Genomic DNA, 26,068 nt, shown 5'->3' with positions numbered 1-26,068 from the left:
GGCTCTCTAGTGGGTGCTAGGCGGGTTAATTCGTGACGAAAAGGAGGGCTCGATCATACTTGTTTCGAGCCCTCCTTTAACTCGGTCAACCAGAGCTGCGGGTATTTTCTAACTTACCTAAGCTGCCCTCTTTGCATGTATTTCCCTCCGTACCTTATTGTGGATCCGTCGCGAAGTACGATCATTGACGATCTTTGCGGCGAACCCAAGGCTGACTGTGCATCCACAAGTTCCATGTCCTTCTGGCTTGCGTAGGGGTATGTGGGATGTGTGTGGTAGATCCACATCCTGTCGGCCCCATGTCCCATGGGTACGGAATGTTCGCGCCCGGAGTACAAGTAATACTGGCCTCCGCCGCCATTCCTCTTCGGTCCAAGTACGTACACGAGTCCCCATTCACGGTTGGTGGCATTTGTTAGGGCAGCCATCTCGGCGGGCGAGAGCCGGCCGGACACCGGCATTCCGGTACCGCCTGGATCCTTGATCGCGCCCCGGAGGATGTAGGCCGTTTCGCTGGCTTCTTGAGCTACGCCCCTTACCGCAAGTGTTGAAAATCGTGACGCTGCGCCAATTTCTGGAGCAAGAGGGCCGAGAGGTGCAGATGCCAGAGCGCCTCCCTGCCCGGTTCCCTGTTCGAACGCCGCGCTTCCGGTATCGACGCCATATTCGTTGGCTGCCTCCTTGCGCATGGCGTCGCCTGCGCACTCAACCTCGCCGAATATTTTGAAGAACTGGCACCCGAAAGTAATAGTCTCCACTGCCCCCGTCAGGAGGCCAGCGGCATAATCGCGATCATTCCCGCGAGACTGGGGAACCCACTTGGTCGTGCAACCAGCTCGATTACACGTGGACTTCATGTGTCCCTTGACGAGGTTGATGTTTGTGGTCTGCCCTCGGTAGTACCTCCTCTCATGTTTGCCGCCGGCTCCTTGAGTGCTTGCAGCGGATTGAGGAGTCGACTGGAATCCGCTGTCCTCATTGCCCCCAACGAAGTACTTGAGGCCGTCAGGGTCGGAGTATGTGAACGGGTTGTTCGCGGAATAGGTGTAGCCGTGGAGCTGCTGGGCGTCCTTCAGGTCCATGATCGGGTCCACCGAGATGAAGCGGCCGATCAGGGGGTCGTACTCGCGGGCTCCGATGTGGGTCAGGCCGCTGTCGTTGTCCCTCGTGCCTCCTACGAAGCTCTTCTCACCGGTCCACGTCGTCGGCTGGCTGCCGCGGGTCTCTCCGAACACGCCCGTCTTACGGCGGGTGACCGTCTGGGCCGCGTCGGCGGTCACCTGGGTGGTACCGGTGTTGTGGTGGTCGTTGAGGGTAAAGGTGAGCTTGCCGCCCGTGCGCACGGCGATGTCGCCGTAGTAGCGGGTGCCCGTGACCGTGCCCGACTTGTCGAGCTTGAGCTCGTTGCCGGACGGCAGGTACAGCGTTGTGCTGTCCTTCTCCTTGCGCAGGATGCGGTTGCCAGACGAGTCGTAGAGGAACGAGTCAGTGGTCGTTCCCTGCACGAGGGACTTGAGATGTCCTTCCGCGTCCCAGTGGAGGTACTGGGTCTCACCGGTTCCGTTCGTGCGCGTTTTGGTGTTGCCGACTGCGTCGTAGGTGAAGGTTTCGTCGTGCGGGGCGGTGCCGGTCTGGGTGACCTTCGGCAGGTCGTGCCTTCCGGGCGTCGGGGGCGCGTACGTGCGGACTGTGTCCGCCGCCGGGCCCGAGGCGGTCTTGTGCTTGGTCTCCGTCTTGCGGTTGCCGACGGCGTCGTAGGTGTACGTGGTCCAATACGGGTCCTCGCCGCCGATGACGGGGGTGGAAGGCGTCGCCGCGCAGGTCTCACCCTTGTTGGTCCACGCCTCGGTGATGCGGCGCAGGGAGTCGAGGTCGACGCACTGGGTGTCCGTGGTCCGGGCGGCGTCCTGGCCGTAGGCCGAGGCGATCGCCGTCAGGTTGCCGACGGGGTCGTTGGTGTACCGGGTGTCCTCGAGTCGCTTCGGTTCCACATCGCGGTCGATGACCGTGCGCACGAGTGCGCCGGTGTGGGGGTCGTACTCGTTGGAGCGGTACAGGCGCTGGCCGGTCGCGCCCAGTTGCTGCAGGACAGTGCGGCCGTAGTGGTCGTAGGACATGGCCGTCACCAGGCGACTGGAGCCTGCTGCCGTGCTCTTCAGCAGGCCCGACACCTCGTGGTAGGCGCTGCCCACCGACTCGGCGGGGAGGCCGCCCATCGCGGGCTGCCGGGTCGAGAGGACCTGGCCCGTGATGTTGTAGACGTTCGTCCACTGGTACGTGCCGGCCATCGCGCCTGTGTCGGGCGTGGACGGGATGACGACCTGGCTGTCGAGCGGCTGATACAGGTCGTTGTACGACAGGACCTTCGAGGTATATGCATTGCCGTCCACGTGGCGGGTCGACTGCGAGAGCTTCCCCTTGGCCACGGTGTCGTAGACGGTCGAGGTCAGGGTGGTGGAGCCCTGCTTGGTGGCGACAGCGCGACCGAGGTCGTCGTAGTCGGTGTGCAGGGTGATACCGCGGGCGTCGGTGACGTCAGTGATGCGGTCGCCGATGTCGTACACGGTCTTGGTGAGGCCCTTGTCCGGGTCGTTCACCTCGACTTGGCGGCCACGGACGTCGTAGGTGTATGTCCATTTGGCGTTGGCCGGGTCAGTGACCTGGGCCAGCTGTCCGAGCTTGTTGTACGTGTACAGGGTCGACTGCGAGGTGGTGCGGGCCGGATCGGTGTATTGCTTGACCTCGACCGTGCGCCCCTGCGCGTCAACGGTGGTAGTGGTCGTGGTGCCGCCCGCAGGCGGGCTGACCGTGGTGGTGTCGCCGGTGTAACTGGTTGTCGTGCGCTTGGTCTCGACGCCGTTCTTCTTGACGATGACCGCTGTCGGGCGGCCGGCGCCGTCGAAGAGGGTGTCGGCGGAGGAGGGGTAGTTGAGCTCCTGTCCGGTGACCAGCTCGGGCGAGGGGGCGCCGTCGGCGTAGTACGTGCCGGAGGTGCGCCAGGCCAGGCCACGGGTGTCGTAGAAGGTCTCGGTGACCAGGCGTCCGGCCAGGTCGGGCGACTGGGTCTGGGTCTGCCGCTCACGCAGCAGACCGTCCTGGATGGAGTGGACGACCGAGTATTCGTAGTCGTGCGTCAGCGTCTTGGAGGTGACGACGTTGGGCCCGCTGTTGCGGACGGTGTACTCGAAGATACGGCTCGGCTTGCTCGGGTTCGCCTCTTCCGTCCAGTTGGGTGCCCACACCCTGGTCACCCGGCCAAGGGCGTCGTACGCCGAAGTGGTGACCTTGCCGTTGGGGTCGGTGACCTTGGTGGCCTGGCCGCGCAGCGGGTCGAGCCGGCTGGTCACTGTGTGCCCCAGCGGGTTCGTCGTCGTCGTGGTGGTCGGGACTTCGCCCGCGGCGGGCGTGTACGTGCTGGTGGTCACCTTCCCGTACGTGTCCGCGGCCGCCAGTGTTCGGCCGTAGAGGTCGTAACAGAGCTCGTTGCCGGCAGCGCCACAGGTCGACGGGATGGTCGATGCCGTGTCGTAGCCGTCGCCCTTGCCGTTGATCTTCTCGGTCTTCGACACCAGGCCCCGACCGGATACGGTGCCGAGTGTGCCGTTGTCGAAGTACGTCCGGGTGTCGCCGATGACGTCGGCCGTCGTGGCTCCGGTCGTCCCACACGGTAGTGCGACGGTCCTGACCTGGCTCTGCCGGTCGAGAATCCAGCTTGTCGAGTTGCGTGCGTAGGTGGTCGTGGTGCAGGACTCGTCACCGGTCTTGGCGGTGTCGCCCGTGCTCGACTCCCACTCGACCATGCCGTAGCCGTCGAACTGACGGCTGGTTTCGGTCGTCCGGGTGCCACCGGTAACGGTCGTGCGGTTGGACTCCTTCTGGACGTTGGTCTTGTAGGAAACGAGGTCCGGCAGCCCGGGGCGTAGCCGTTTGGCCACCGCGTCGGAACGCCACGGCGTGTTCGATGTTGCGCCCACCAGCTTGGCGGTGTCGTCGCCCTCGTACGTGGCCGTCTCGCGGACCATGCCCGCGAACTCGGGACGGTCGGTGACTGCGGCTCCGGTGCCGTCCTTGACCTCCTTGCCATCGAGGCCGCGGAAGTAGCGGGTCTCCGACAGCGTCTTCGGATCACTGGCCGCACCGGTGCGGGTCTGGACGAGCCCGTAGCCGCGCGCGACCGAGTGGACGCGGTCCTCGGCCTTGGTGAACTCGCTGGTGTCCTTGTCCCAGGCCGCTCCTCCGACATAGGCGTAGGAGGTCACCTTGTCGGGCGTCGAGGCGAGGTTGTCACCCTCCACGATCTGGTTGACGACGTAGGTGTTGAACCAGTCGAGCTTGGAGGTGTCACCCTCCCAGGCCCACTTGACGGGATAGCAGCGGGTGGTGTTGGTCCCGTCCGCGGCCGGAAGCGAGGTGGGCGTGCAGTCCTGCTGCGAGTAGGTGACGCCGATGGTGCCACCGGTCTCGGTGTTGACCTGGGACATCCGCAGCCGGACGTAGGGGGCCAGACCGTCGCCGGTCTTGTCCACCCGGTTAGGCCGCTGCTCGCCCGCGAAGGTGACGGGGTCGAGCCGGATGTCGTCCGCGGCTCCCGCCTTTGCGGTGCGGGTGATGGACTTCAGCCACATCGGGGTGGAGATGCCGTCGCCCGCCGGCGGGAAGTTCTGGTCCAGGGTCCAGGAGTCGACGTCCTGGTAGGCGCCGCCGGTGAGGAGCTTGGTGTGGATCGCGGTGAGGCGCATCCGTGACCAGAACGTCGGCGAGTACTGCCCCTTGCACTCCGTCGAGCCGTCCTTGCAGAACAGGTCGTACGGAGAATCCGGCCAGTTCTTGGCGTTGGCCTCGTCGAAGGTGCCGCAGTTGGTGAGGCAGCGCTCGTTGACGTCGAACTTCACCTGGGCCATCGCCTTGCCGCTGTAGACGGCGTCGGAGCGAAGCCCGTAGTCGATGCGGTCGAGCCAGCCACCGCGGATGTACGGGGTGACCGTAGCCTTGCCGGTGGTCGTGGAGACGTTCCGGCCGTAGTTGTTGGTCTCGGTCTTCCAGTAGTACGCCATCGCGTCGCCACCGGGGGTGACGACGTAGTCGAGCTGCCAACGCCAGGCCTGCTTGCACCAGGCGCTCGCGAACGAGGCGTTGTAGCAGGGCTCTCCCGCCTGGTTGCCGAAGACGGGCGCGGTCCACGCCGAGTTCGTCGTCGGCGTGGAGGCGTCCTTCCAGCCCGGAAGACGGTTCAGACCGAAGAAGTACTGCGTGCCGTCGGTCGTGGTGATCTTCCAGTGCTCACCGTCGTTGTCGCCGTTCACGGCGCCGGTGAGCTTCTCGACCTTCTCGCCCGAGTCGGAGGCCGGGTGCCAGCCCTTGCCCTGCTCGTAGACGAGCTCGGTCGACTTGCCGCCCAGCGACAGCGTGGCGTTGTCGTTGAACCAGCACTGGTCGCCGACCTTGGTGGTGTTGGTGCCGCCGGTCTTGTCGTCGTTGCAGGGCTTGTACCTGCGCTCGATGAAGCCGGGTTCCCAGCCCCAGCCGTCGCCGATCCACGAGCCCTGGCTGTTGGACATGCCCGTGCGGCCGTCGACGGACTGCGAGCTGTAGCCGAGCGTGATCTGGGGGCCCAGCCCGCCGGGCACGGAGGGCGTCGCGACCGGGTAGGACCAGGAGAAGGCACCTGTCGAGCCACCCGCGCTCCAGGAGCCGGAGGGCTGCAGCGAGGTCGCCTTGTAGTCACCCGTCGAGCCCGCGTCGCCCGCCGTCGTGGCGAGGACGGTCGCGCCGCCCGAAGCCGCGGAGGCCGACTTTGCGGACACGCCCGCGGACTTGGCCGAAGGCGCCGCGCCCTGCGTGGTCACCTGCGCCGAGAGCTTGCCCGCGCGTGTGTCGTTCTGCGTCTGCAGCGGTGTCTGGGTACGGCACTCCGCGCGTTCCGGAGTCGTCAGCGCACATGCCGGAAGCTCCACCAGGCGCAGGCGGGAGGCGTAGTCGCCGCCGTAGGCGCCGCGGAAGGAGTTGTAGTCCACCTCGACCTTCGCCGGTGCGGCCTGTGTGCCGCCGTCCGCGCGGCCGACCGACAGCAGGACGCCGTCGACGCCCGCCTTGCGCGCCGCGTCCTTGCCGACGACGGAGACCTTGACCTTCGACGGCGCTTCGGCCGCCTTGCCCGGCGGGACGTAGACCGCCACCGGGAGCTTGCCGGCCTGCTGCGAGCCCGGGTCGACGACCGGTCCGCGACCGGAATCCGACAGGAACGACTTCGAGACCGGGCCAGAGGCGGCGCTCAGGCTCACCTCCGCCGAACCGGCAGCCGGCCAGGAGACCTTAGGCGCCTTCCAAGGAGTCGCGCCCGCGTCATCGGCCTTCTTCGCGCCACCCGCCCGGACCGGCTTCACCGGTACCGCCTTCGGCTGCTTGAGTTCCGGTAGCGACGGCTTGGATTTGCCATCCGCTACGGCTACAGCGCTGGGCAACAAGCCCGAGAGGACGGCTGCAGCCAACGCCACAGAAAGTCCTCGCGCACGGAATTTTCTCACACCCCACCCCATGCTTCTAGAAAGATTTACGGCGCAGACTAACAGGCAGAATTCGCCAATCCGGCATCCTGTAATGAGCCCCATCTGGGGCAAGGGGATCTAGTGGCCTATAAGGGGTGACACGCGTCTGACCGGCGTAAAAATGCCAGGTCAGGGTGCGGGTGTTGTCCGAGGCTCCCAGTAGAGTCAGCCCCGTAGATATCGGGCAGATGGAGTGCGTGTGAGAAGAAGAGAGGCCCTACTCGGTGTGCCGGGTGGGCGGGGGATTTCACGGGTCATCACGGTGGCCCTGATAAGCGGAATTTCCGCTACCGGATTGACTGTCATTAATCCTTCAACGATTGCGGTGGCGGCCACCGATCCGGTTGCCGAGGGCTCCATGAGCGCGGAGGACTTCGCGCTCGCCAAGGCGAAGGAAACTGGCCAGGCCTACGAGCTGATGTCCGCGCGCACAGAGACCTCGGACACCTGGGCGCTGCCGACCGGAAAGTGGTCGATCAAGCGGCACGGGACGACGGTGCGCGTCCGACAGGCCGGGGGCTGGGTGCCCACCGACCCGACGCTGCAGTTCGCGGCGGACGGGAAGGTCAAGCCCAAGGCCTCGGCCGTCGCGATCACCTTCTCCGGCGGCGGCACCGGGCCGCTGCTGACCGGTGTGAGGAACGGCCGGACCCTGTCGTTCACGTGGCCGCAGGCGCTGCCGAAGCCGACGCTCGCCGGCAATGTGGCGACCTACGCCAACGTCCTCCCGGACGTGGACCTCCAGCTGAAGGCCGAGGTCGAGGGTTTCTCGCAACTGCTGGTGGTCAAGACCGCCGCGGCGGCGCAGCATCCTGACCTCGCCACGCTCAAGTTCAAGATCGACACGGTGGGCCTGAACGTCACCAAAGACGTGACGACGGGTCTGTTGACCGCCACCAACCCGGCCGGTGAGATCGTCTTCACCTCGCCGAACCCGGTCATGTGGGACTCCACCACCACCGGGGAAGCTGCCCCGGTTGCACGGGCGGCGGTGGCCGGCGCCACTTCGGGGACGAGCGAAGCCCCCTCGGATGTCTTCGTTACGCCCTCCGGGGCCAAGAGTGCCCAGATGCCCACGGTCGTCACGGGTGGGAACCTGGAGATCAAGCCGGACCAGGCGCTCCTGAAGAATGCCGAGACCAAGTACCCCGTCTACATCGACCCGTCGGTGGCGTGGGGCAACCGGCAGAACTGGGCCTGGGCCTACCGCACCTGGGCGGACAACTCCTACTGGAACACGAAGGAGGACGTCCGGGTCGGCTACGAGTCCCAGACGCAGGGGCTTTCGCGGTCGTTCTTCCAGCTCGACACGTCCGTCGTCAAGGGCGCCAAGGTGTCGAAGGCGACGTTCCGGATCAAGGAGACCTGGTCCTGGTCCTGCACCCCCAAGCGCGTGGAGCTGTGGACCACCAATTCCATCTCGCCCAAGACGACATGGAACAACCAGCCGGTCCGGCGGAACCAACTCGACGGCTTCGACGCCGCCAAGGGGTGGGGGGATGCGTGCCCCGCCGGCAACCTCGAGTTCAATGCCACCGCCGGTGTCCAGGAAGCGGCATCCAACGGCTGGTCCAGCATGACCGTCGGCTTGTACGCTGGCAACGAGGGCGACAAGTACCACTGGAAGCGCTTCGACCCCAAGACCGTCACGCTGGAGATCGAGTACAACAACCCGCCCAACACACCGGCCGACCTGGGTGTCTCGCCCTGGGTCCCATGCGAGCAGGGTGGCGCGATCGGCAACACCGCGATCAGGCTCTACGCGACGGCCTCCGACCGTGACGCGGGTAACCTGAACACGGAGTTCCAGATCTTCAAGGACGGCCAGAGCAGCCCCGCCCTCACCCAGAACCTTCCGTCGAACAACGGCAAGTTCGTCACGTGGAGCGTCCCGGACGCCTCTCTGCCGGGCGGCAGCTACACCTGGCGGGCCCGGACGACCGACGGTGACGGTGCCCAGTCGGGCTGGTCGCAGACCTGCAAGTTCACCGTGGACCGGGCACGGCCTGCGGACGCACCGAAGATCGCCTCCACTGTCTTCCCCGACGGCACGAACGGCTGGCCCGCCGGCACTGCCAAGGCGCGCACCACGGGCGACTTCACCCTCTCCGTCAACGGTGACAAGGACGTCGTCTGGTACGGCTACTACACCGACTGGGACCCGGAGGTGAAGAGCACCTTCGTCGACGCGGGCACGGCGTTCACCGCGAAGCTCACCCCGCCCGGCGCAGGCCCCCACTTCGTCTACGCCTTCACCCAGGACGCCGCCGGAAACCGCTCGGACACGGCGGTGTACCGCTTCTACGCGGCGCGCGAGGCGGCCAAGGACGGACCGCACGACGTCAACGGTGACGGCAACCGCGACATCTGGAGCAACGACCTCTTCGGCAGCCTCCTGACCTACACCGGTCAGGGCAACGGCAAGTTCTCCGCGATGATCAGCTCCCCCAAGCCCTTCGCCAACGCCCAGGTCGCCAATCTGGGTGACTGGGACGACGACGGCTACAACGACATGCTGGCCCTCCACTCGAAGCCCGGAGTGCCGGGCAAGAAGCTGTGGGCCTACGGGAACAACGGGCAGGGCGCCGTCATCGGCTCCACCGAGCTGTTCGCTGCGCGGCCCGAGGAGAACCACTGGTCCGACGCCGATCAGGTCGTCGCGCCCGGCGACCTCGACAAGGACGGCATCCCCGACATCCTCGTCAAGCAGGGGGCCAAGCTCTACGCCTACTTCAACACCCCCGCCGGCCAGTTGGACGACACTCCGCCCGTGCTCGTCGGTGGCACCGACTGGGGCAAGTACACGGTCATCGCCGCCGGAGACCTCAACAAGGACACCGTCCCGGACCTGCTGCTGCGGGACAACGCCACCGGTGACGTCCTGAGCAGCCGCGGGCGCAAGAGCCCTGATCCCAGGCACACGGTCGACCTGGCCACCTGGGGCACCCTGACGCCCGCCAAGGTGCACTCCGGCCTGCCGCTGGGGAGCTACCCGCAGATCGGCTCGTCCGGTGACCTGAACGGTGACGGGGTCGTCGACCTGTGGGCCCGCCAGGCGGACAACACCATGGTCGCCTGGCCCGGCAAGGTCGGCGGCGACGGTGTCACCGTCGCCTCCTTCGGCGCGCAGTTCCAGATCGACGGCGTCCCGGGTGCCCGCATCCCGGCCGGTACCACCCTGACGTCGGGACAGGAGTACTCCAGCGGTAACTCCAAGCTGCTGATGAAGTCCGACGGCAATCTGGTCCTGCTGAGCAAGAGCGGCAAGCAGCTCTGGGCCACCGGTACCGCCGGGAACCCGGGTGCCACGGCCCGGATGCAGAGTGACGGCAGCTTCGTCGTCCTCAGCGCCGACGCCAAGACCACCCTCTGGACCACCAAGACCGGTACTCCGGGCTCGTACGCGATGCTCCTGCCCCGTGGTGTCCTCGTGGTCTACACCGCCTCCGGGCAGAGCCTGTGGAGCAGCGGCAGCCAGAGCCGGCCGGACTACAACGGCGACGGCTACACCGACGTGGCGGTGCGTGACGCCAACGGTCACCTCTGGATCTACCCGGGCACCGGTGGTTCCGGCACCGGCACGTTGGGCCAGCGGTACCTCGCCGGCAACGGCTGGTGGCGCGACCACTGGACGAACGTGTACTCCGCCGACCTTAACAACGACGGGTACACCGACTTCATCGGCCGTGACCGGTTCGGAGACCTGTACCTCTACCCGGGCACGGGCAGGTCGGGGACCGAGACGGTGGGCAACCCGGTCCTGATCGGTACTGGCTGGAACGCCTACGCCGACCTGGCCTTCGGAGACATGAACGGTGACGGCCGCACCGACCTCGTCGCCCGCGGCGGCGACGGCAACCTGTGGCTCTACCCCCACAAGGGCGGCACCGGAACCGAAACACTCGACAACCGGTCCTTCCTCGGCAACGGCTGGTGGACGGACGACTGGCGCGTGCTCCGGCTCGCCGACATGAACGACGACCAGAAGGTCGACATCGTCGCGCAGCGCAAGACCGGCCAGCTCTACCTCTACGCCAATGCCGGCACCGGCACCGGAGGCTCCGTCGCCTTCAACAGCCCGAGTGTCGTCGGCGAGGGCTGGTGGATCGACGAATGGACCCCCTTCGCCAGTGACCTCAACGGCGACGGCAAGGCGGAGCAGGTCGGCGTGACCCGCACCGGGGACCTCTTCGACTACCTTCCCGAGGGCCGAACCCTGCTCGGCGTCGGCTGGGTCGGATACGACACGATCCTCTGACCCTCGTGAACACGTGAGGGGGTGAGATCCACAAGGGATCTCACCCCCTCACCCGTTGTGACGAACCTCGGAGTCGACCCCGCACGGCACCCGAATCGGCGCACCCCAATCGGGACACCAGCAGGGACGCAGCGCTGTTGATCAGCCCTGACCCGTCAGGCGCGGACGGCGGCCTTGTCCCGCTCGTCCGCCTCGATGGCCGGGTCCTGCGCCGCCGGCGACTGCGTCGCCTGGGACTGCTCCGCGTTCCCCGCCCGCCGGGCTCCGCCTCGGCGGCCGCCCAGGTCCTTCAGGCGCATCGCGGGCTTCTCCACGCAGTGCCAGGAGAACATGGCCAACAGCACCGTCACCGCCAGGCTCAACCCCAGGTAGGGCAGCAGGCCCCAGCGGGCGAAGCCCAGAATGACCAGCGCCTGCTCGACCACGAAGCCGTAGATGTAGATGCCGTACGAGTAGTCGTTGCGCGCGCCGACCCGCCGGAAGGGCGCCGGGAGGCGGATCGCCAGCCACACCAGGAAGTACGCGAAGGCCGGCAGGCCCACGGCGAAGAGGTATCCGTAGTGCGCGCTGAGCACGAGCACCAGCAGGGAGGCCCAGCCGAGCAGGTCGCTGACGGGTATCCGCTCGCGGTACAACTCGATGACCGCTCCGAGAGCGAAGGCGAATCCGAGGTAGATGACGAGGACCGGATTCGTGAAGCCCAGTACGGGAATGTCCACCGGGTGGAAGTAGGTGGCGTCGAAGGCACCCGCCCAGAAGCGGTCGCCGACGGCCGGACTGATGACGAGCCACCCCAGAAGGCCGGCGATCAGCAGCACGGCGCGCCGGGCGCGTGCGAGAACACCCGTCACGGCCAGCAGTGCCACGCCCGCGTAGCAGAGGACCTCGTAGTACAGCGACCACAGGGCCCCGTCGATGCTCCGGTCGTGAGCGAAGCCCTTGGTCACGGCCTCGGACATCACGTTCGAGACGTCGTTCTGGTTGAGCTGGATCGCGCCGTTGGAGCGCAGGTATTCCACCGGCCCCCAGGCGTGCCCCCAGAATCCGTCGAGCGTGCCGTGGAGTTTCCAGTACAGAACCGGGGCGGCGGCGAATGCCGTCAGGAACAGGCAGACCCACAGTCCGGGCAACAGGCGCAGTGCCCGGTGCCACAGGAATCTTCCCAGTCCCAGGCGTAGCCCGCTGCGCGTGACGAGGATCCCCGAGAGGACGAAGAACCCGTAGACCGACCATTTTCCAAGGTCGGCCTGACCTTGCGTGAATGAGTGGCCGAATTCGGTCTTTCCGAAACCCAGCACGCGCGCGTGGGAGACGACGACGGCCGTCGCCAGAATCAGCCGGATAAAGCCCAGGCTGTTGTTCCGGCCGGTCAGCAGCTCGGCAACGGTGCCGTGGGACCACCGCCCCGACCACCGAGAAGTGCGGTTGTCCACGTGGTGCTCGTCCCCGAGATCAATAGGCAAGGCTGACAGGACGGAGCACTCCACACCCATCAGATCAGCACGAGTGTACGGTTGCGCAACCGTGCGTAGCAAACCACGCGGGCGGCATGGAAAGGTCCCGGGACATGACGCCTGTGGTCCCGGGACCCGGCTCCGAAATCAATGGCGTGGTGTCAGGACAGCTCGTATACCGCCATCCGGCCGTTGTCGTAGACCTTCGTCGCGAGTTCGGCCAGAAGCGGAGACTCGGAGCCCGACGGGCGGTGCACCACCACGTAGCGCACGTGGTGCTGGTCGCGGAGACGGCCGAGGATCGCGGCTGTCGGCCGGTAGACGGCGTCCTCGTTGAGCCGGAACAGTTCCTGATCCCAGAAGGGGCCGTTGTAGGCGACCGAGCCACCGGACAGCGCGATGCCCCGCGGCGCATACGCCCAGCCCTCGATCAGGACCGACCGCTCCGAGTAGGCGCTGAGCCATTGCGAGCGGGTGTTGTCGCACGGCTCCCCGGCGGGTAGCGGGCCCTCCAGTTGCCAGCAATGGCTGTTGGTGCTCAGTACGTCGGACGGTTCGCTGTGGGCACGGATCCAGCGAGCCGCCTCCACTTGCGAGCCGGGCATGACCCAGGAGTACGACCACAGGGATTCCCGGGACTGCAGGACGTCGTGGAAGAGCCCCGGAGTACCGGTCGCGAGGGCGGCGGTCAGCAGGACGACGCCGCCGCGGCCGCGCAGCGGGGGCCATACCCGGGCACCGAGCCGCCACAAGGCCGCGCCGCCGAGGGCGGCCAGGACGAGGGCGGCGGCCAGGACGAGCGCCGGCAGCAGCAGGGAGTACGTCGTGCCAGTGCCTTGCTCATCGCCGGCGAGACGCGTGACGTAGGCGGACCAGCGGTCGGAACAGCGGTAGATCCCAAAGGTGAGCGCAGCGGAATAGGCGATGGCGCCGCAGGAGAGTGCGACCCTGCCCCGTACGCCGAGCGCGGCTCGTTCGAAGGTCTCGCAGAAACCCCAGGCCGAGAGAATGGCGCCGAAGTTCAGGGCAGCAAGGGTGAAGTAGCTGGCGTTGTAGCTCTTGATCGTGAGATAGGCGCAGGCACCCGCCACGGAGGCGCCCAGCAGGAACCACTGCACGGGCTCCAGACGGAAGCGGCGCTTCGAGATCAGCGGGATCGCGCCGAGCAGTTTCAGCTGGTGGTTGAGCAGGAAGGCGACCAGGGTGCCCACGATCACGACCGCCTGGAACGCCGGCGAGCGCAGCTGCTCCGGATCGGCCCAATAGCTCTGCACGTTGGCGAACGGAATGATCTCGAGGCCGTAGCTCTCGAAGTTGAAGATGGCGGCCGTCGCGAAGAGCTGAGCACCTCCGAGGATCGCGCCCAGTCCGACGACGTGCCAGGGGATCCGCCGGGTGGTGATCAGGAGAACGAAGCCGCACAGAGCCAGTCCTGCAACGGCGACGGGCAGCGTGCTCGCCTTGGCTGCGCTGGAGGCCAGGGCGAAGAACGCGACCAGGACGTAGACCCCGCGACCGAGGAGAGGGGGGCTGTCCGTGCTGTCGCCGGGGCTCGCCTCACCGCCTCGGCGGCCCTTGCGCAGCGCGTCGCCGACGACGCCCATCAGCGCTATGAGCAGCGGTTGGCTGTATGCCTGCGAGAGGCTGGACCAGGACATGAGCCGGACTGAGTGGGCGCCGAAGGTCCAGGTCGCCACGGGGTTGGGGTAGGCGGCGGTGAACTCGCAGACCGCGAAGACCAGCAGCGCGGCAACGGGCCCGGCCCAGGCCCGCCCGATGAGCCGATGGGCCACCACGGCCGTGATGACCATACCGAGCGCCGCAAGCGCGGGGACCATGAGCCTGGACTCGATCACCGCCAGATCGACGTGACCGACCATGTCGGTCATCGCCATGTGGGCGAAGGTGAACCAGTGGTAGTGCAGCGGCTCCCCGGCGACCTGGGGGAGGGTCAGCGGAACGTTCTGCTTCGCGTTCGCGGCGAGCGAGAGCATGTACGGCATGTCGCCGAACAGCCTGCTGTCCTCCTTGTCCGGAAGGACCGGATACAGGGAGAGGAACGTCTGGTGGAAGTAGACGCTGGTGAGCATCACCGTGCCGGATACCGACCAGGACCAGCCCGGCGAGTACGGGGTGGTGCTGCGCGGTCGCCAGTGCCGGCGGAGCTTGGGTACGGCCGCGAAGGGAATCACCACGGCCAGTGGCCACAGGACGGCAAACGGCTGCGCGCCCGTCCTGACGAGGACCGCCCAGGCGGCCAGTTCCAGAACGAGGCCCGTGACGGCGCCGAAGGCCAGGTCCTCGACGAGGGAGTGCGGACGGCGGCGAAGGGCCCGGAAGACCAACGTGCCGGGAAGTACGACACCCCAGAGCACGTAGAAGGTGTAGCGGGCTATGTCACTGGCCGGTGTGTTCGAGGCCAGCAGCAGTGAGACCAGGAAGAAGTACGCGGCGGCTGCCGGCAGGAAACGCCAGAGCACATGCGGTCCGGGCTGATCGGTTGCCGAGGACGGGTGCGAGCCTCTCCGATACCGCACCGTCAGGTGCGTTCGTCCCGGTGTTGCGGTTGCTTTCGTTGCCATGTGTCCCGTGTCTCTTCTGCCTGCCGTGCGTCGACTGCTCCTGAGGAGGGCTGCCGGGGCACCCCGGCCCGAGGGGCCGAGGACCACGTCGCGCGCTCGGAGTCCGGCTACTTCCGCACTGCGACCGCTGTGTCCTCGGCCGAGTCGTAGCCGACGAAGTAGGCAGGCCGGGCCTGGACGGCCGAGTAGATCCGGCCTATGTACTCACCGAGCAGACCCACACATATGAGCTGGACACCGCCGATGAACAGCATGCCGATGAACAGCGAGGACCAACCGGGCACGGTCGAACCGAACGTGTACTGGAGCGTCGTGTAGATCGCCAGGCAGAAGCAGACCAGGAAGCTGAGCAGGCCGAGCCATGTGGCGAGCCGCAACGGGCTGGCGGAGAAGTTGGTGATGCTGTCGAGGGCCAGGCGGACCATCTTGGACAGCGGGTAGTGCGTGCTGCCCGCGACCCGCTCCTCGCGGACGTAGACGACCTCGCCGCTGTTGAAGCCGAGCCACGGCACGAGCAGCCGGTAGACGGGCTGGTGCTCGGGCAGGGACTTGAGCGCGTCGACAGCAGCCCGGCTGAGCAGGCGGAAGTCGCCGGCCTGGTTGGGCATGCTCTTGCCGACGAGCTTGCGCATCAACCAGTAGTAGACACCGGCCGTGCGACGCTTGAAGAAGGTGTCCGTGCCGCGGTCGCTGCGCACGCCGTAGACGATGTCCAGGTCCTTCTCGAGGGCCAGTTCGTACATCTCGACGATCTTCTCCGGGGGATCCTGGAGGTCGGCGTCGATGCTCACGACGTACTCGCCGCGGGCCCGGTGGATTCCGGCGGTCAGCGCGGCCTGGTGCCCCGAGTTGCGGGCGAAGCGGACCGTGCGCAGCTCGGGCCAGTCCTGGTGGATCTTCTGCATGATCATCGCAGTGGCGTCGGTGCTGCCGTCGTCGACACCGACGACCTCGTAGTCGATCCCCATGCCGTCGAGGATCGGGCGCAGGCGCGCCACGGTCAGAGGCAGAGCCTCCTGCTCGTTGTAGATGGGGATCACGACGGACAGCGCGGGCGCCGACCAGCCGGCCGCCTCGTGCGCCGGAGGTACTGCATGCTGCATGGAGGGCTTGCCTTCATTCTCCGAGTGCCAAGACCGTCGGCGGATGCCTGACGATCGCAGTCCCACCCCACTGGCACGGGGCAGAAGACGGGGTCCAGCAGGAATGGGGGCCTTGCCCTCGGCGACCGAGTCCGACAGAGGCAGCCGCGGCTCCATTTGGAAGGCCCGCCCCGCTCAGAGGCGCCGTGTACCTGCACCCCTCAGCCACATGCAACGTGAGAGACCGGCTCCACCGCCCCCGCGGGCCCCAGACATCGCGACAATCATACATTCGCCCGATTGCGTTCGACGCGCCGACCGCGGGCGAGCTGCACGAGAAACCGGCCGCGATCGGCGTCCCGGGCTGCCACTTCAGCCGGTTGCGTTCCGCGGCATGGCAGCCAAGCCGCGCCCCATGGTGTCGCGGTCGCCGGTCGCCGGTCTCCAGTGCGCGGGTCGGTGCCGACTGCGTCAACTGATGCCCCGCAAGGCACAGTTGGTCAGGAAGGGGCGATCGGATCGATGTGCTCCTCCTCGCCGATCGCGAAGCCGGGACGCTCTTTGTGGACCGACCGCTTTCCGCCGCGCCGTCAGGCGCGCGGGACGCGGACCACGCCCTCCTGGATGACCGTGATCGCCAGGCGGCCGTCCTGGGTGTAGATGCGGGCCTGGCCCAGGCCCCGGCCGCCGTGGGACGAGGGGGACTCCTGGTCGTACAGCAGCCATTCGTCCGCGCGGAAGGGCCGGTGGAACCACATCGCGTGGTCCAGCGAGGCGCCGACCACGTCGCCCACAGCCCAGCCGCCGCGCCCGTGCGCCAGCAGGACCGCGTCGAGCAGGGTCATATCGGAGACGTAGGTGGCCAGGCAGGTGTGCAGCAGCGGGTCGTCCGCGAGCTTGCCCTGGGTGCGGAACCAGACCTGCGAGCGCGGCTCCAGCGGTTCGCCGACCGTGCCCCAGGGCGGGGTGGTCGCGTACCGCAGGTCCACCGCGCCGCGCGCCTCCAGCAGTCGCTCGACGGTGCCCGGGTCGCGGAAGATCTCGCGGTACGGGGGCAGCGCCTGGAGGGCCGTCGGCAGGGACTCCGGGTCCGGGGCGGCCGGCATGGGGACCTGGTGCTCCAGCCCCTCCTCGTACGTCTGGAAGGACGCGGAGAGGTGGAAGATCGGCTGCCCGTGCTGCACGGCGACCACGCGCCGGGTGGTGAAGGAGCGCCCGTCGCGGATCCGGTCCACGGAGTAGACGATCGGCGCGCCGGAGTCGCCGGTGCGCAGGAAGTACGAGTGCAGCGAGTGCGGCAGACGGTCCGCGGGCACCGTGCGCCCGGCGGCGACCAGGGCCTGCGCGGCGACCTGGCCGCCGAACACGCGCGGCACGAGGGAGGTGCGGCTGGTGCCGCGGAAGATGTTCTCCTCGATCTGCTCCAGGTCGAGCAGATCGAGGAGATCCGTCAGTGCCTCGTTCAACGGGACTTACAGACCCATCGACTTGGCGATGATCGACTTCATGATCTCGCTGGTGCCGCCGTAGATGCGGTTGACGCGGTTGTCGGCGTACAGGCGGGCGATCGGGTACTCGTTCATGTAGCCGTAGCCGCCGTGCAGCTGGAGGCAGCGGTCGATGACGCGGTGCGCGACCTCGGTGCAGAACAGCTTCGTGGACGCGGCCTCGGCCGGGGTCAGCTCGCCCGCGTCGAGGGCCTCCAGGGCGCGGTCGGCGACCGCCTGGGCGGCGTCCACCTCGGCCTGGCAGGCGGCCAGCTCGAACTTGGTGTTCTGGAAGTGCGCGACGGGCTTGCCGAAGACGGTGCGCTCGGTCACGTACTGCTGGGCGAACCGGACGGCCGCGGCGGCCTGGGCGTACGCGCCGAAGGCGATGCCCCAGCGCTCGGACGCCAGGTTGTGGCCGAGGTAGTAGAAGCCCTTGCCCTCCTCGCCGAGCAGGTCCTCGACGGGGACCTTCACGTCGACGAACGCCAGCTCGGCGGTGTCGGAGGTCTTCAGGCCCAGCTTGTCGAGCTTGCGGCCGATGGAGTAGCCCTCGGACTTGGTGTCCACGGCGAAGAGGGAGATGCCGAAGCGGCGGTCTTCCGCGCTCGGGGCGGAGGTGCGGGCGCAGACGATCACGCGGTCGGCGTGGACGCCGCCGGTGATGAAGGTCTTGGAGCCGTTGAGGACGTAGTGGGTGCCGTCCTCGGAGAGCTTGGCGGTGGTCTTCATGCCCGCGACGTCGGAGCCGGTGCCCGGCTCGGTCATGGCGAGCGCCCACATCTCCTCGCCGGAGACGAACTTCGGCAGGAAGCGCTTCTTCTGCTCGTCGTCGGCGAGCATCTTGATGTAGGGCAGGGCGAGCAGCACGTGCACGCCGGAGCCGCCGAAGTTCACGCCCGCGCGGGAGGTCTCCTCGTAGAGGACGGCCTCGAACTTGTGGGTGTCCAGACCGGCGCCGCCGAACTCCTCGGGCACGTTGATGCCGAAGACGCCCAGCTCGCCGAGCTTGTAGTAGAAGTCGCGCGGCGCCTGGCCGGCGGCGAACCACTCGTCGTAGACGGGGACGACCTCGGCCTCGATGAAGGCGCGGATGGTCTCGCGGAACGCCTCGTGGTCCTCGTTGAACACCGTACGGCGCACGGCCGGCTCCCTTCGTCGCGGCAGTCCGCCGCCTGTGTCTAAGCGCTTGCTCATAGCAAAGTTACCGGCGAGTTGGCGACCCTGTCCAGAGCTCGGCAGACGGTATGACAAGCGCCACCCGCACTGGTGGCGGCACCGGAGGCGGCCTCGGGGACGCCCCTGCCCACACCCCTGACATCGGCGGGCGTCACCCGCAGGGGACGGCTCCTGCCCGCGGAGGATCCGGCGGGCGGCCGGTGATCACCAGGATGGGATCCGTCCCGCACCGCCCCAAGCCGACCGACCGGGAGTCCGCATGAACCGCCGTACCCGCACCGCCGTCGCCGCCGCCCTGCTCCTCGGCCTCACCGCCGGCCCCCTGGCCACCGCCGCCCACGCCGCCCCACCCGCCCCGGCCGCCGCGAATGCCGCACAGGGCCCCGACACCGCGGCGCTGCGCGCGGCCCTCGCCGGGCTGCCCGACCGGGACGCGACGGCCGCCCTCGTCCGCGTCGGCGGGAACGGCAGCTGGACGGGCACGGCCGGAGTCCGCGACCTGCGCACCGGCGCCCCCGCCCTGGAGCACGCCCGCTTCCGGGCCGGCTCCACCACGAAGGTCGTCACCGCGGCGCTCGTCCTCCAGCTCGCCGCCGAGGGCCGGATCGACCTCGACGCCTCCGTCCAGCAGCTGATGCCGGGGCTGCTGCCCGCGACGTTCGCCAAGCCCGTCACCGTCCGCAACCTGCTCAACTTCACCAGCGGTATCCAGGGCGGCGACGGCTTCGGCGACACCGTCGCGGAGGAGTACCCGCACCGCTTCGAGACGATCACCCCGCGGCAGTCCGTGGCCTCCGGCACCGCCAAGGGCCCGGCCTTCGACCCGGGCACGCGGCAGCAGTACAACAACATCAACTACACGATCCTCGGCATGCTGGTGGAGAAGACCACCGGCGACTCCTACGCCCACCAGGCCGAGGTCCGGATCTTCCGCCCCCTCGGCATGACCGGCACGTCCTTCCCGCGCGGCACCGACCCCCGCATCCACGGCGCCCACCACCGCGGCTACCAGCTGATCGACGGCAAGCCCGTCGACGTCACCGAGTGGAACATGTCCGACCGCTTCGCCGCGGGCGACATGATCTCCACCACCCGCGACCTGGAGCGGTTCGTCACCGCCCTCTTCGGCGGCCGTGTCGTCCCCGCCCCGCAGCTGGAGGAGATGTTCACCGTCCCGGACGTCCCCGGCGCCACGCGCAGCGCGAGCCTGGAGCGGTTCACCCTGAACGGCAGGGAGGTCTGGGGGAAGACCGGCGCCCGGCCCGGATACCACACGGTGATCGCCGCGACCCGCGACCTGTCCCGCACCCTCGTGTACTCCGTCAACAGCACCGACGCCAAGGGCGACGGGCTCGCGGTCGTCCAGCGGTTCGGACTGCCCGCCTTCAACCGCTGACCGACGCGGCCGCGGCGGTTCCACACCTCACAGGACCCTGAGGGCGAACCACAGCTCCATCCGGACGTCCGGGTCGTCCAGGTCCCGGTCCAGCAGGGCCGCGCAGCGCGCCACGCGCTGGCGCACGGTGTTGCGGTGCGTCCCCAGGGCGGCCGCCGTACGGTCCCAGCCGCCGTGGTGGGCCAGCCAGGCCCGCAGGGTCTCGCGCAGCGCGGGCGGGAGCGGCCCGAGCAGGGCCTCGGCGTGGGCGCGGGCCTCGGCCTCCCCGACCAGGCCCGCGAAGCCGGCGTCGGCGTGCCGGGCCAGCGGGGTACGGGCCGCCTCCGCGCGCTGGAGCGCCCGCCCGGCCTGGGCGCCGGCGGCGGCCAGGGCGTCCGGCCCCGCCGGGGCGCTCACCCCCAGCCGCCAGCCGGGCTGCGGGCCCGGCTCCCGGTCGGTCAGCAGGCGTGCGCCGCTCTCGTGCGGGTCCAGCAGTACGGTGCCCAGCGCGGCCGCGAGGGCCTGCGGATCCCCGGCGCCGCGGGCGTGGACGGCGTACCACGGCCCGGCGGGCAGCGCCGCGGCCGGATCCCCGTCGAGCAGCAGCCGGGTCAGGGCGGCGGCCTCGGCCCCGGCAGGCCGCTCGGCGGTGAGCAGGGTCAGGAGTACCGCAGCCACCGAGGCCACGGTGTGGTCGCCGGGCGCGCGGGTCGGGGTCGCGGTGCCCAGCGCGGCCCGCCCGGCCAGGGCGTAGGCGGCCAGGTGGTGTCCGCCCGCCCGGTCCGTGGCCGTGGCGGGCCCGCCCTCGCGGCCGACCCGGGCCAGCAGCGCGGCCAGCGCCTCCCGGGCCGGCGCGGGCAGCTCCTGGCCCGCCGTCCGGCCGCCCGGCCACAGGGCGACCGAGCCGCCCAGGCTCGCGGCGAGCCGGGCCAGCACCGCCGGGACCGGATCGGGCCGGGCCGCGGCCGCCGCCAGCGCCTGCTGGGCCTCGGTGGTCCGGCGCAGCTCCCGGGTCCGGGCCTCCGCGGTGAGCCGCCCCACCGCGCGGGCGACCGCCGAGAACGGGGTCCGCGGCGGAACCTCCAGCAGGGGCAGCCCGTGCCGGGCGCAGGCCTCCGCCAGCGCGGCCGGGACCTCCTCGTGCACCGGTGCCACGCCGAAGCCGAGGGCGGCCGCCCCCGCCCCGGCCAGCCGGGCCACGTACCCGTCGGGGTCCTCGGCGGGGCCCGCCCCGGCGGTCAGCAGCAGCTCGCCGCCGAGCAGGTAGGGGGAGGGGTCGGGCATCTCGGAGGCGTGCACCCCGTGCACCCCGGCGGCGGCCGGCCCGGCGAGGTGGCGCAGGCCGAGCTCCCGGTCGGCGAGCAGCGAGGCCAGGAGCACCGGCGGGGTGAGCGGCTCCCCGGCGGGGCCGTTGCCGTACTCCGGATCACGAGGAGCGGCAGGCATGGATACTCCGTACACATCAGTGGGGCCAGATGGATGAAACGTACACTCCCCACCCCTGTGCGGCCCGCTTACGCTCGAAGTACCGCACACGTCAGGCCAGAGAAAGAGGCACAGCCATGAGCACGCAGCCGCGCGGACCCGTCGACTCCTCCCGCATCCCGCGCTACGCGGGCCCGGCGACCTTCGCCCGGCTGCCCCGCCTCGACGAGGTCGGCTCCGCCGACGTCGCCGTCGTCGGCGTGCCCTTCGACTCCGGCGTCTCCTACCGCCCCGGCGCCCGCTTCGGCGGCAACGCCATCCGCGAGGCCTCCCGCCTGCTGCGCCCCTACAACCCGGCGCAGGACGCCTCCCCCTTCGCCCTCGCGCAGGTCGCGGACGCCGGTGACATCGCGGTGAACCCCTTCAACATCAACGAGGCCGTCGAGACGGTCGAGGCCGCCGCGGACGAACTCCTCGCGGGCGGCTCCCGTCTGATGACCCTCGGCGGCGACCACACCATCGCCCTGCCGCTGCTCCGCTCCGTCGCCAAGAAGCACGGCCCGGTCGCGCTGCTGCACTTCGACGCGCACCTGGACACCTGGGACACCTACTTCGGTGCCGAGTACACCCACGGCACCCCGTTCCGCCGTGCCGTGGAAGAGGGCATCCTCGACACCGAGGCCCTCTCCCACGTCGGCACCCGCGGCCCGCTGTACGGCAAGCAGGACCTCGACGACGACGCCAAGATGGGCTTCGGCATCGTCACCTCGGCGGACGTCTACCGCCGCGGCGCCGACGAGGTCGCCGACCAGCTGCGCCAGCGCATCGGCGACCGTCCGCTCTACATCTCCATCGACATCGACGTCCTGGACCCGGCACACGCGCCCGGCACCGGCACCCCCGAGGCCGGCGGCATGACCTCCCGCGAGCTGCTGGAGATCATCCGCGGACTGTCCTCCTGCAACCTCGTTTCCGCCGACGTGGTCGAGGTCGCCCCGGCGTACGATCACGCCGAGATCACCTCGGTCGCGGCCTCGCACACCGCGTACGAGCTCACCACGATCATGAGCCGCCAGATCGCGGCGTCGAAGGCGAAGTAAGAAGGGCACCACACCCCCGTGACGCACGACCACGACCTGGTACTCCGTCCCACCGAGGCCCAGACGGCCGCCGCCCTCGCGCCGCCGCCGGGGCGGACGGGCGGGGACCTGGTCGTGGAGACGCTGCGGTCGCTGGGCGCCACCACCGTGTTCGGCCTGCCGGGGCAGCACGCCCTCGGCCTCTTCGACGCGGTGGGGCGCTCCGACCTGCGGCTGGTCACCCTCCGGGTGGAGAACAACGCCGGCTTCGCGGCCGACGCGTACGGCCGGATCACCGGCGAGGCGGCTCCCCTCCTGCTGTCCACCGGCCCCGGTGCGCTCACGGCCCTGCCGGCCCTGGCGGAGGCTGCGGCGGCCTCCGCCCCCGTCCTCGCGATCTCCTCCCAGGTGCCCGTCGCGGGCCTCGGCGGCGGGCGGCGCGGCCACCTGCACGAGCTGCGCGACCAGGCCGCCTCCTTCCGGGACGTGGTCAAGTCGGTCCACCAGGCGCGCACCGCCTCCCAGATCCCCTCGGTCGTCGCCGAGGCCTGGGAGTCCGCGCTCACGGCCCCCCACGGCCCGGTCTGGGTGGAGATCCCGGAGGACGTCCTGCGGTCGGAGACGCACATCCCGCAGGTCACGGGCATGGACGCGACCCCGCACGAGCTCGCCCCCCGCCCCGAGCTGACCGCGGTGGCGGCCCACTGGCTGTCGCAGGCCTCCCGGCCGGTGATCATCGCGGGCGGCGGCGTCGTCCGTTCGGACGCCTCCGGCAAGCTCAGGCAGCTCGCGGAGCGGCTGGACGCACCCGTGGTCACCACCTTCGGCGGCAAGGGCGCCTTCCCCTGGACGCACCCGCTGTCCCTCCAGTCCTGGCTGGAGGACCGCCACATGACGGACTTCCTCGAGGACGCCGACGTGCTCCTCGTCGTCGGCTCGGGCCTCGGGGAACTGTCGTCGAACTACCACACGTTCTTCCCGACGGGCCGGATCGTCCAGATCGACGCGGACCTCGGCAAGCTGGAGTCCAACCACCCGGCCCTGGGCATCCACGCCGACGCCCGCCTCGCCCTCCAGGCCCTGCTGGAGACGGTGGCCGAGCGGCGCGACGACCACGCCCCCGAGCGGGTCCGCATGGTCCTGGAGGACATCGCGGCCCGCCTCGCCGACCAGGACCTGGCCCTGGAGCAGTCCCTCCTGGCCTCGATCCGGTCCGCGCTGCCGGCCCGCTCCCCGTCCTTCTGGGACATGACGATCCTGTCCTACTGGGCGTGGTCGGCCTTCGACGCCCAGCACCCCAACACCATGCACTCGGCCCAGGGCGCCGGCGGCCTCGGCTACGCCTTCCCGGCGGCCCTCGGCGCCTGCGTCGCGGAGCCGGACACGCCGGTGCTCGCCGTCTCCGGGGACGGCGGCGCGATGTACTCGCTCGCGGAGCTGGCCACCGCCCGCCAGCACGACCTGGACGTCACCTGGCTGATCGTGGACGACGGCGGCTACGGCATCCTGCGCGAGTACATGGCCGACGCCTTCGACGGCCGCACCACGGGCACGGAACTCACCCGCCCCGACTTCGCCGCCCTGGCCGAGTCCTTCGGCGTACCGGCCGCCACGACCACCCCGGAATCCCTGACGGCCGACCTCAAGAAGGCCCTCGCCGCCCCGGGCCCCTCGGTCCTGGTCCTCCCGGCCACCCTCAGGATGTTCGCCCCGACCCACCTCTGACCCTTCCGGGCCCGCGCAGCACGCTCGTCCGGGTGATGACACTGTGTCACCGGCCCGGGTCGGCGGGACGCGGACGCACCTGTGGGACGTTGGCCGCGGACCCGATCCGGACGGAGGTGGCGGTGCCGTGCTGCGCACAGTCGTACGGGGGCTCACTGCGACAGTGGCGGCCGGGGCACTGGCCACCGCCGCGGGGTGCGGCGCCACGCCCGACCCGCCCGGGCCGACTTCCCCGCCGACCTCGCCGAGCTCGCCGGCGCCCTCGACCGACGTGACGACCACCCCCGGCCCCTCGGCATCGGTGTTCCTGGGGAAGGGCGTGGACGATGCGAACTCCCACGTCGACGTCCCGACCGCGCCGGTCGGCGAGCCCGCCGGCGGGGACGTCACCGTGGTCAACACCGGGGGCGACCCCGTCACCGTCCAGAACCTCGCCGCCACCGTCGACAGCGGCGAGACCTCGATCATCGAGGACACCTGTACGGACGTCGAGCTGCCGCCCGGCGGCATGTGCCGGATCAGCATCCGGCACATCGCGACGGAGCCGGGCTCCTACAGCGGGCAGCTGACGGCCACCACGTCCGACGGCGGTGCCCTGTCCGTCGGCATCTCCGGTCAGGCGGTGGGCGAGGCCACCCCCAGCGGCGCGGACACCACGGGTACCGGGACGCCCTCGCCCTCCGTGACGACGGGCGACCCCACCGGGTCCGAGACTCCTGACCCGAGCGCCACGGACAGCCCTGAGCCCGGTCTCACGGACTGATCTCGATCCTGACCGTGTCGTCGTCGGGCAGCACCACCAGAGTGCGGGACTTCTGACCGGGTACGTGGGAGACGAGGTAGAGGCGGGCAGGCGTCTTGGCCAGGACGCGGAAGCCGCGGTACTGGTAGCGGTACGGGCCCTTGGCGCTGCCCAGGTCGTCGAAGAGGATGCCCGGGGCGTGGTGGGTCACGGGCACCCGGGAGTAGACCACGGCCCTCGGGCTGGACACGTAGCCGCCCGCGGCGTCCCGCAGGGCTTCCACGCGGCCCGCCGCGGCCACGTACCGCGCCATGCCGAAGAACAGGCTCATCGTCAGCACCCCGAGGAGCAGGGCGCCGGCCGCCAGCCACAGCCGGTCGGCCGTACGGTCCCCGGGATCCGCCCGGTCCCGTCCGTCGGGGCTGCTCAGGCGCAGCTGTACGGCGGCGAACGCCAGCGTGGCGCCCAGGGCCACCGTCAGGCAGGGCACGAACTGGCGCAGCCAGCCCGCGGGCAGCCGCGGCAGCCGGTCCTCCCAGAAGAAGACCGGGAACCCCGCCAGCACCAGCAACAGCCCCGTCGCGAGGAGCCAGCCGGTCACCGCCTCACGACGCGCCCGCTGCTCCGGCCGGCCCAGCAGCCGCCCCGCACACCCCAGCACCAGCAGCACGGCCAGCCCGCAGAACAGCAGCAACCAGAGCGGGAAGAAGATCGCGCTCGGGCTGCGCACCAGATACGCCTCGACGGAGAGCTGGAGGTCGGCCGTCGGCACGCCGAAGGTGGCGTAGTACGCCTGCGTGTAGGTGGTGCCGAAGTAGTAGAGGAGTCCGAGGACGATGGTCCCCGGCGCCGCGATGTACGCGACCTTCTCCAGGAACGCCCTCGACGGGCTCGGCGGGGCCGCCGGCTCCGCCGCCCGCGGTCCGGGCGGCGGCTGCTCAGGCGGCTCCGGCATGCGCCCAGTCTGTTCGCCGGTTCCGGAGCCTGCACCCCGGCGGGTCCGGGCGGCTGAACGGAGCACGGGGGGCGGCGTACGACACGGACGGACCACATGCCGGGGCTCTCCGCGTGCGCCGGAGCCGACCGGCGTACACGTTCGAATTGTTGCGGCGGGATGAAATCCGCCGGTCGGGGC

At 69.6% G+C, this 26,068-nt stretch carries 13 protein-coding genes; 5 read left to right on the top strand and 8 right to left on the bottom strand.

Going from position 1 to position 26,068, the window contains the following annotated elements; all coding sequences use genetic code 11:
- Nucleotides 1-113: 113 nt before the first annotated feature.
- Nucleotides 114-6,281, bottom strand: coding sequence for an RHS repeat domain-containing protein (locus AVW11_RS15655; RefSeq protein WP_240528185.1), 6,168 nt, complete (start codon nucleotides 6,279-6,281; stop codon nucleotides 114-116).
- Nucleotides 6,282-6,870: 589 nt separating this feature from the next.
- Here AVW11_RS15655 and AVW11_RS15650 point away from each other — a divergent pair.
- Entirely contained in the window at nucleotides 6,871-10,803 is a 3,933-nt protein-coding gene (locus tag AVW11_RS15650) for an FG-GAP-like repeat-containing protein (RefSeq protein ID WP_076044288.1), read from the top strand.
- Between the two features lie 155 nt (nucleotides 10,804-10,958).
- On the opposite strand, the gene AVW11_RS15645 is transcribed toward AVW11_RS15650, so the two are convergent.
- The 5 genes from AVW11_RS15645 to AVW11_RS15625 form a co-directional block, all read right to left on the bottom strand.
- Nucleotides 10,959-12,266 (bottom strand): acyltransferase family protein, encoded by a 1,308-nt coding sequence (locus tag AVW11_RS15645; RefSeq protein ID WP_143568847.1) that lies wholly within the window; start codon nucleotides 12,264-12,266, stop codon nucleotides 10,959-10,961.
- A 152-nt stretch (nucleotides 12,267-12,418) separates the two neighbouring features.
- Nucleotides 12,419-14,737 (bottom strand): hypothetical protein, encoded by a 2,319-nt coding sequence (locus AVW11_RS15640; RefSeq protein ID WP_076044286.1) that lies wholly within the window; start codon nucleotides 14,735-14,737, stop codon nucleotides 12,419-12,421.
- A 209-nt stretch (nucleotides 14,738-14,946) separates the two neighbouring features.
- Nucleotides 14,947-15,942: a glycosyltransferase family 2 protein gene (locus AVW11_RS15635; RefSeq protein WP_076044285.1), complete on the bottom strand. Its 996-nt coding sequence runs from the start codon at nucleotides 15,940-15,942 to the stop codon at nucleotides 14,947-14,949.
- A 569-nt stretch (nucleotides 15,943-16,511) separates the two neighbouring features.
- On the bottom strand, nucleotides 16,512-17,387 hold the full coding sequence (gene tesB, locus AVW11_RS15630; RefSeq protein ID WP_030840469.1) for an acyl-CoA thioesterase II: 876 nt from the start codon (nucleotides 17,385-17,387) through the stop codon (nucleotides 16,512-16,514).
- A 6-nt stretch (nucleotides 17,388-17,393) separates the two neighbouring features.
- Nucleotides 17,394-18,551 (bottom strand): acyl-CoA dehydrogenase family protein, encoded by a 1,158-nt coding sequence (locus AVW11_RS15625; RefSeq protein ID WP_076044284.1) that lies wholly within the window; start codon nucleotides 18,549-18,551, stop codon nucleotides 17,394-17,396.
- Nucleotides 18,552-18,846: 295 nt separating this feature from the next.
- Here AVW11_RS15625 and AVW11_RS15620 point away from each other — a divergent pair, with 295 nt between their 5' ends.
- Nucleotides 18,847-19,983, top strand: coding sequence for a serine hydrolase domain-containing protein (locus tag AVW11_RS15620; protein WP_060180378.1), 1,137 nt, complete (start codon nucleotides 18,847-18,849; stop codon nucleotides 19,981-19,983).
- 27 nt (nucleotides 19,984-20,010) lie between these two features.
- On the opposite strand, the gene AVW11_RS15615 is transcribed toward AVW11_RS15620, so the two are convergent.
- Entirely contained in the window at nucleotides 20,011-21,408 is a 1,398-nt protein-coding gene (locus tag AVW11_RS15615; protein ID WP_076044283.1) for a PucR family transcriptional regulator, read from the bottom strand.
- 116 nt (nucleotides 21,409-21,524) lie between these two features.
- Here AVW11_RS15615 and speB point away from each other — a divergent pair, with 116 nt between their 5' ends.
- From speB to AVW11_RS15600, 3 genes are all read left to right on the top strand, one after another.
- Nucleotides 21,525-22,487, top strand: coding sequence for an agmatinase (gene speB / locus AVW11_RS15610; protein ID WP_030840481.1), 963 nt, complete (start codon nucleotides 21,525-21,527; stop codon nucleotides 22,485-22,487).
- Nucleotides 22,488-22,505: 18 nt separating this feature from the next.
- Entirely contained in the window at nucleotides 22,506-24,191 is a 1,686-nt protein-coding gene (locus AVW11_RS15605; RefSeq protein WP_030840484.1) for a thiamine pyrophosphate-binding protein, read from the top strand.
- A 127-nt stretch (nucleotides 24,192-24,318) separates the two neighbouring features.
- Nucleotides 24,319-24,954, top strand: coding sequence for a hypothetical protein (locus tag AVW11_RS15600; protein WP_143568846.1), 636 nt, complete (start codon nucleotides 24,319-24,321; stop codon nucleotides 24,952-24,954).
- Here the strand turns inward: AVW11_RS15600 and AVW11_RS15595 are convergent.
- On the bottom strand, nucleotides 24,944-25,888 hold the full coding sequence (locus AVW11_RS15595; protein ID WP_225884762.1) for a hypothetical protein: 945 nt from the start codon (nucleotides 25,886-25,888) through the stop codon (nucleotides 24,944-24,946). The two genes, AVW11_RS15600 and AVW11_RS15595, sit on opposite strands and share 11 nt — an antisense overlap.
- Nucleotides 25,889-26,068: the final 180 nt, after the last annotated feature.

The sequence above is a fragment of the Streptomyces amritsarensis genome, from assembly GCF_001953875.1.
GTDB classification, from domain to species: Bacteria; Actinomycetota; Actinomycetes; order Streptomycetales; family Streptomycetaceae; genus Streptomyces; species Streptomyces amritsarensis.
This window is presented reverse-complemented; position numbering and strand designations above follow the sequence as displayed.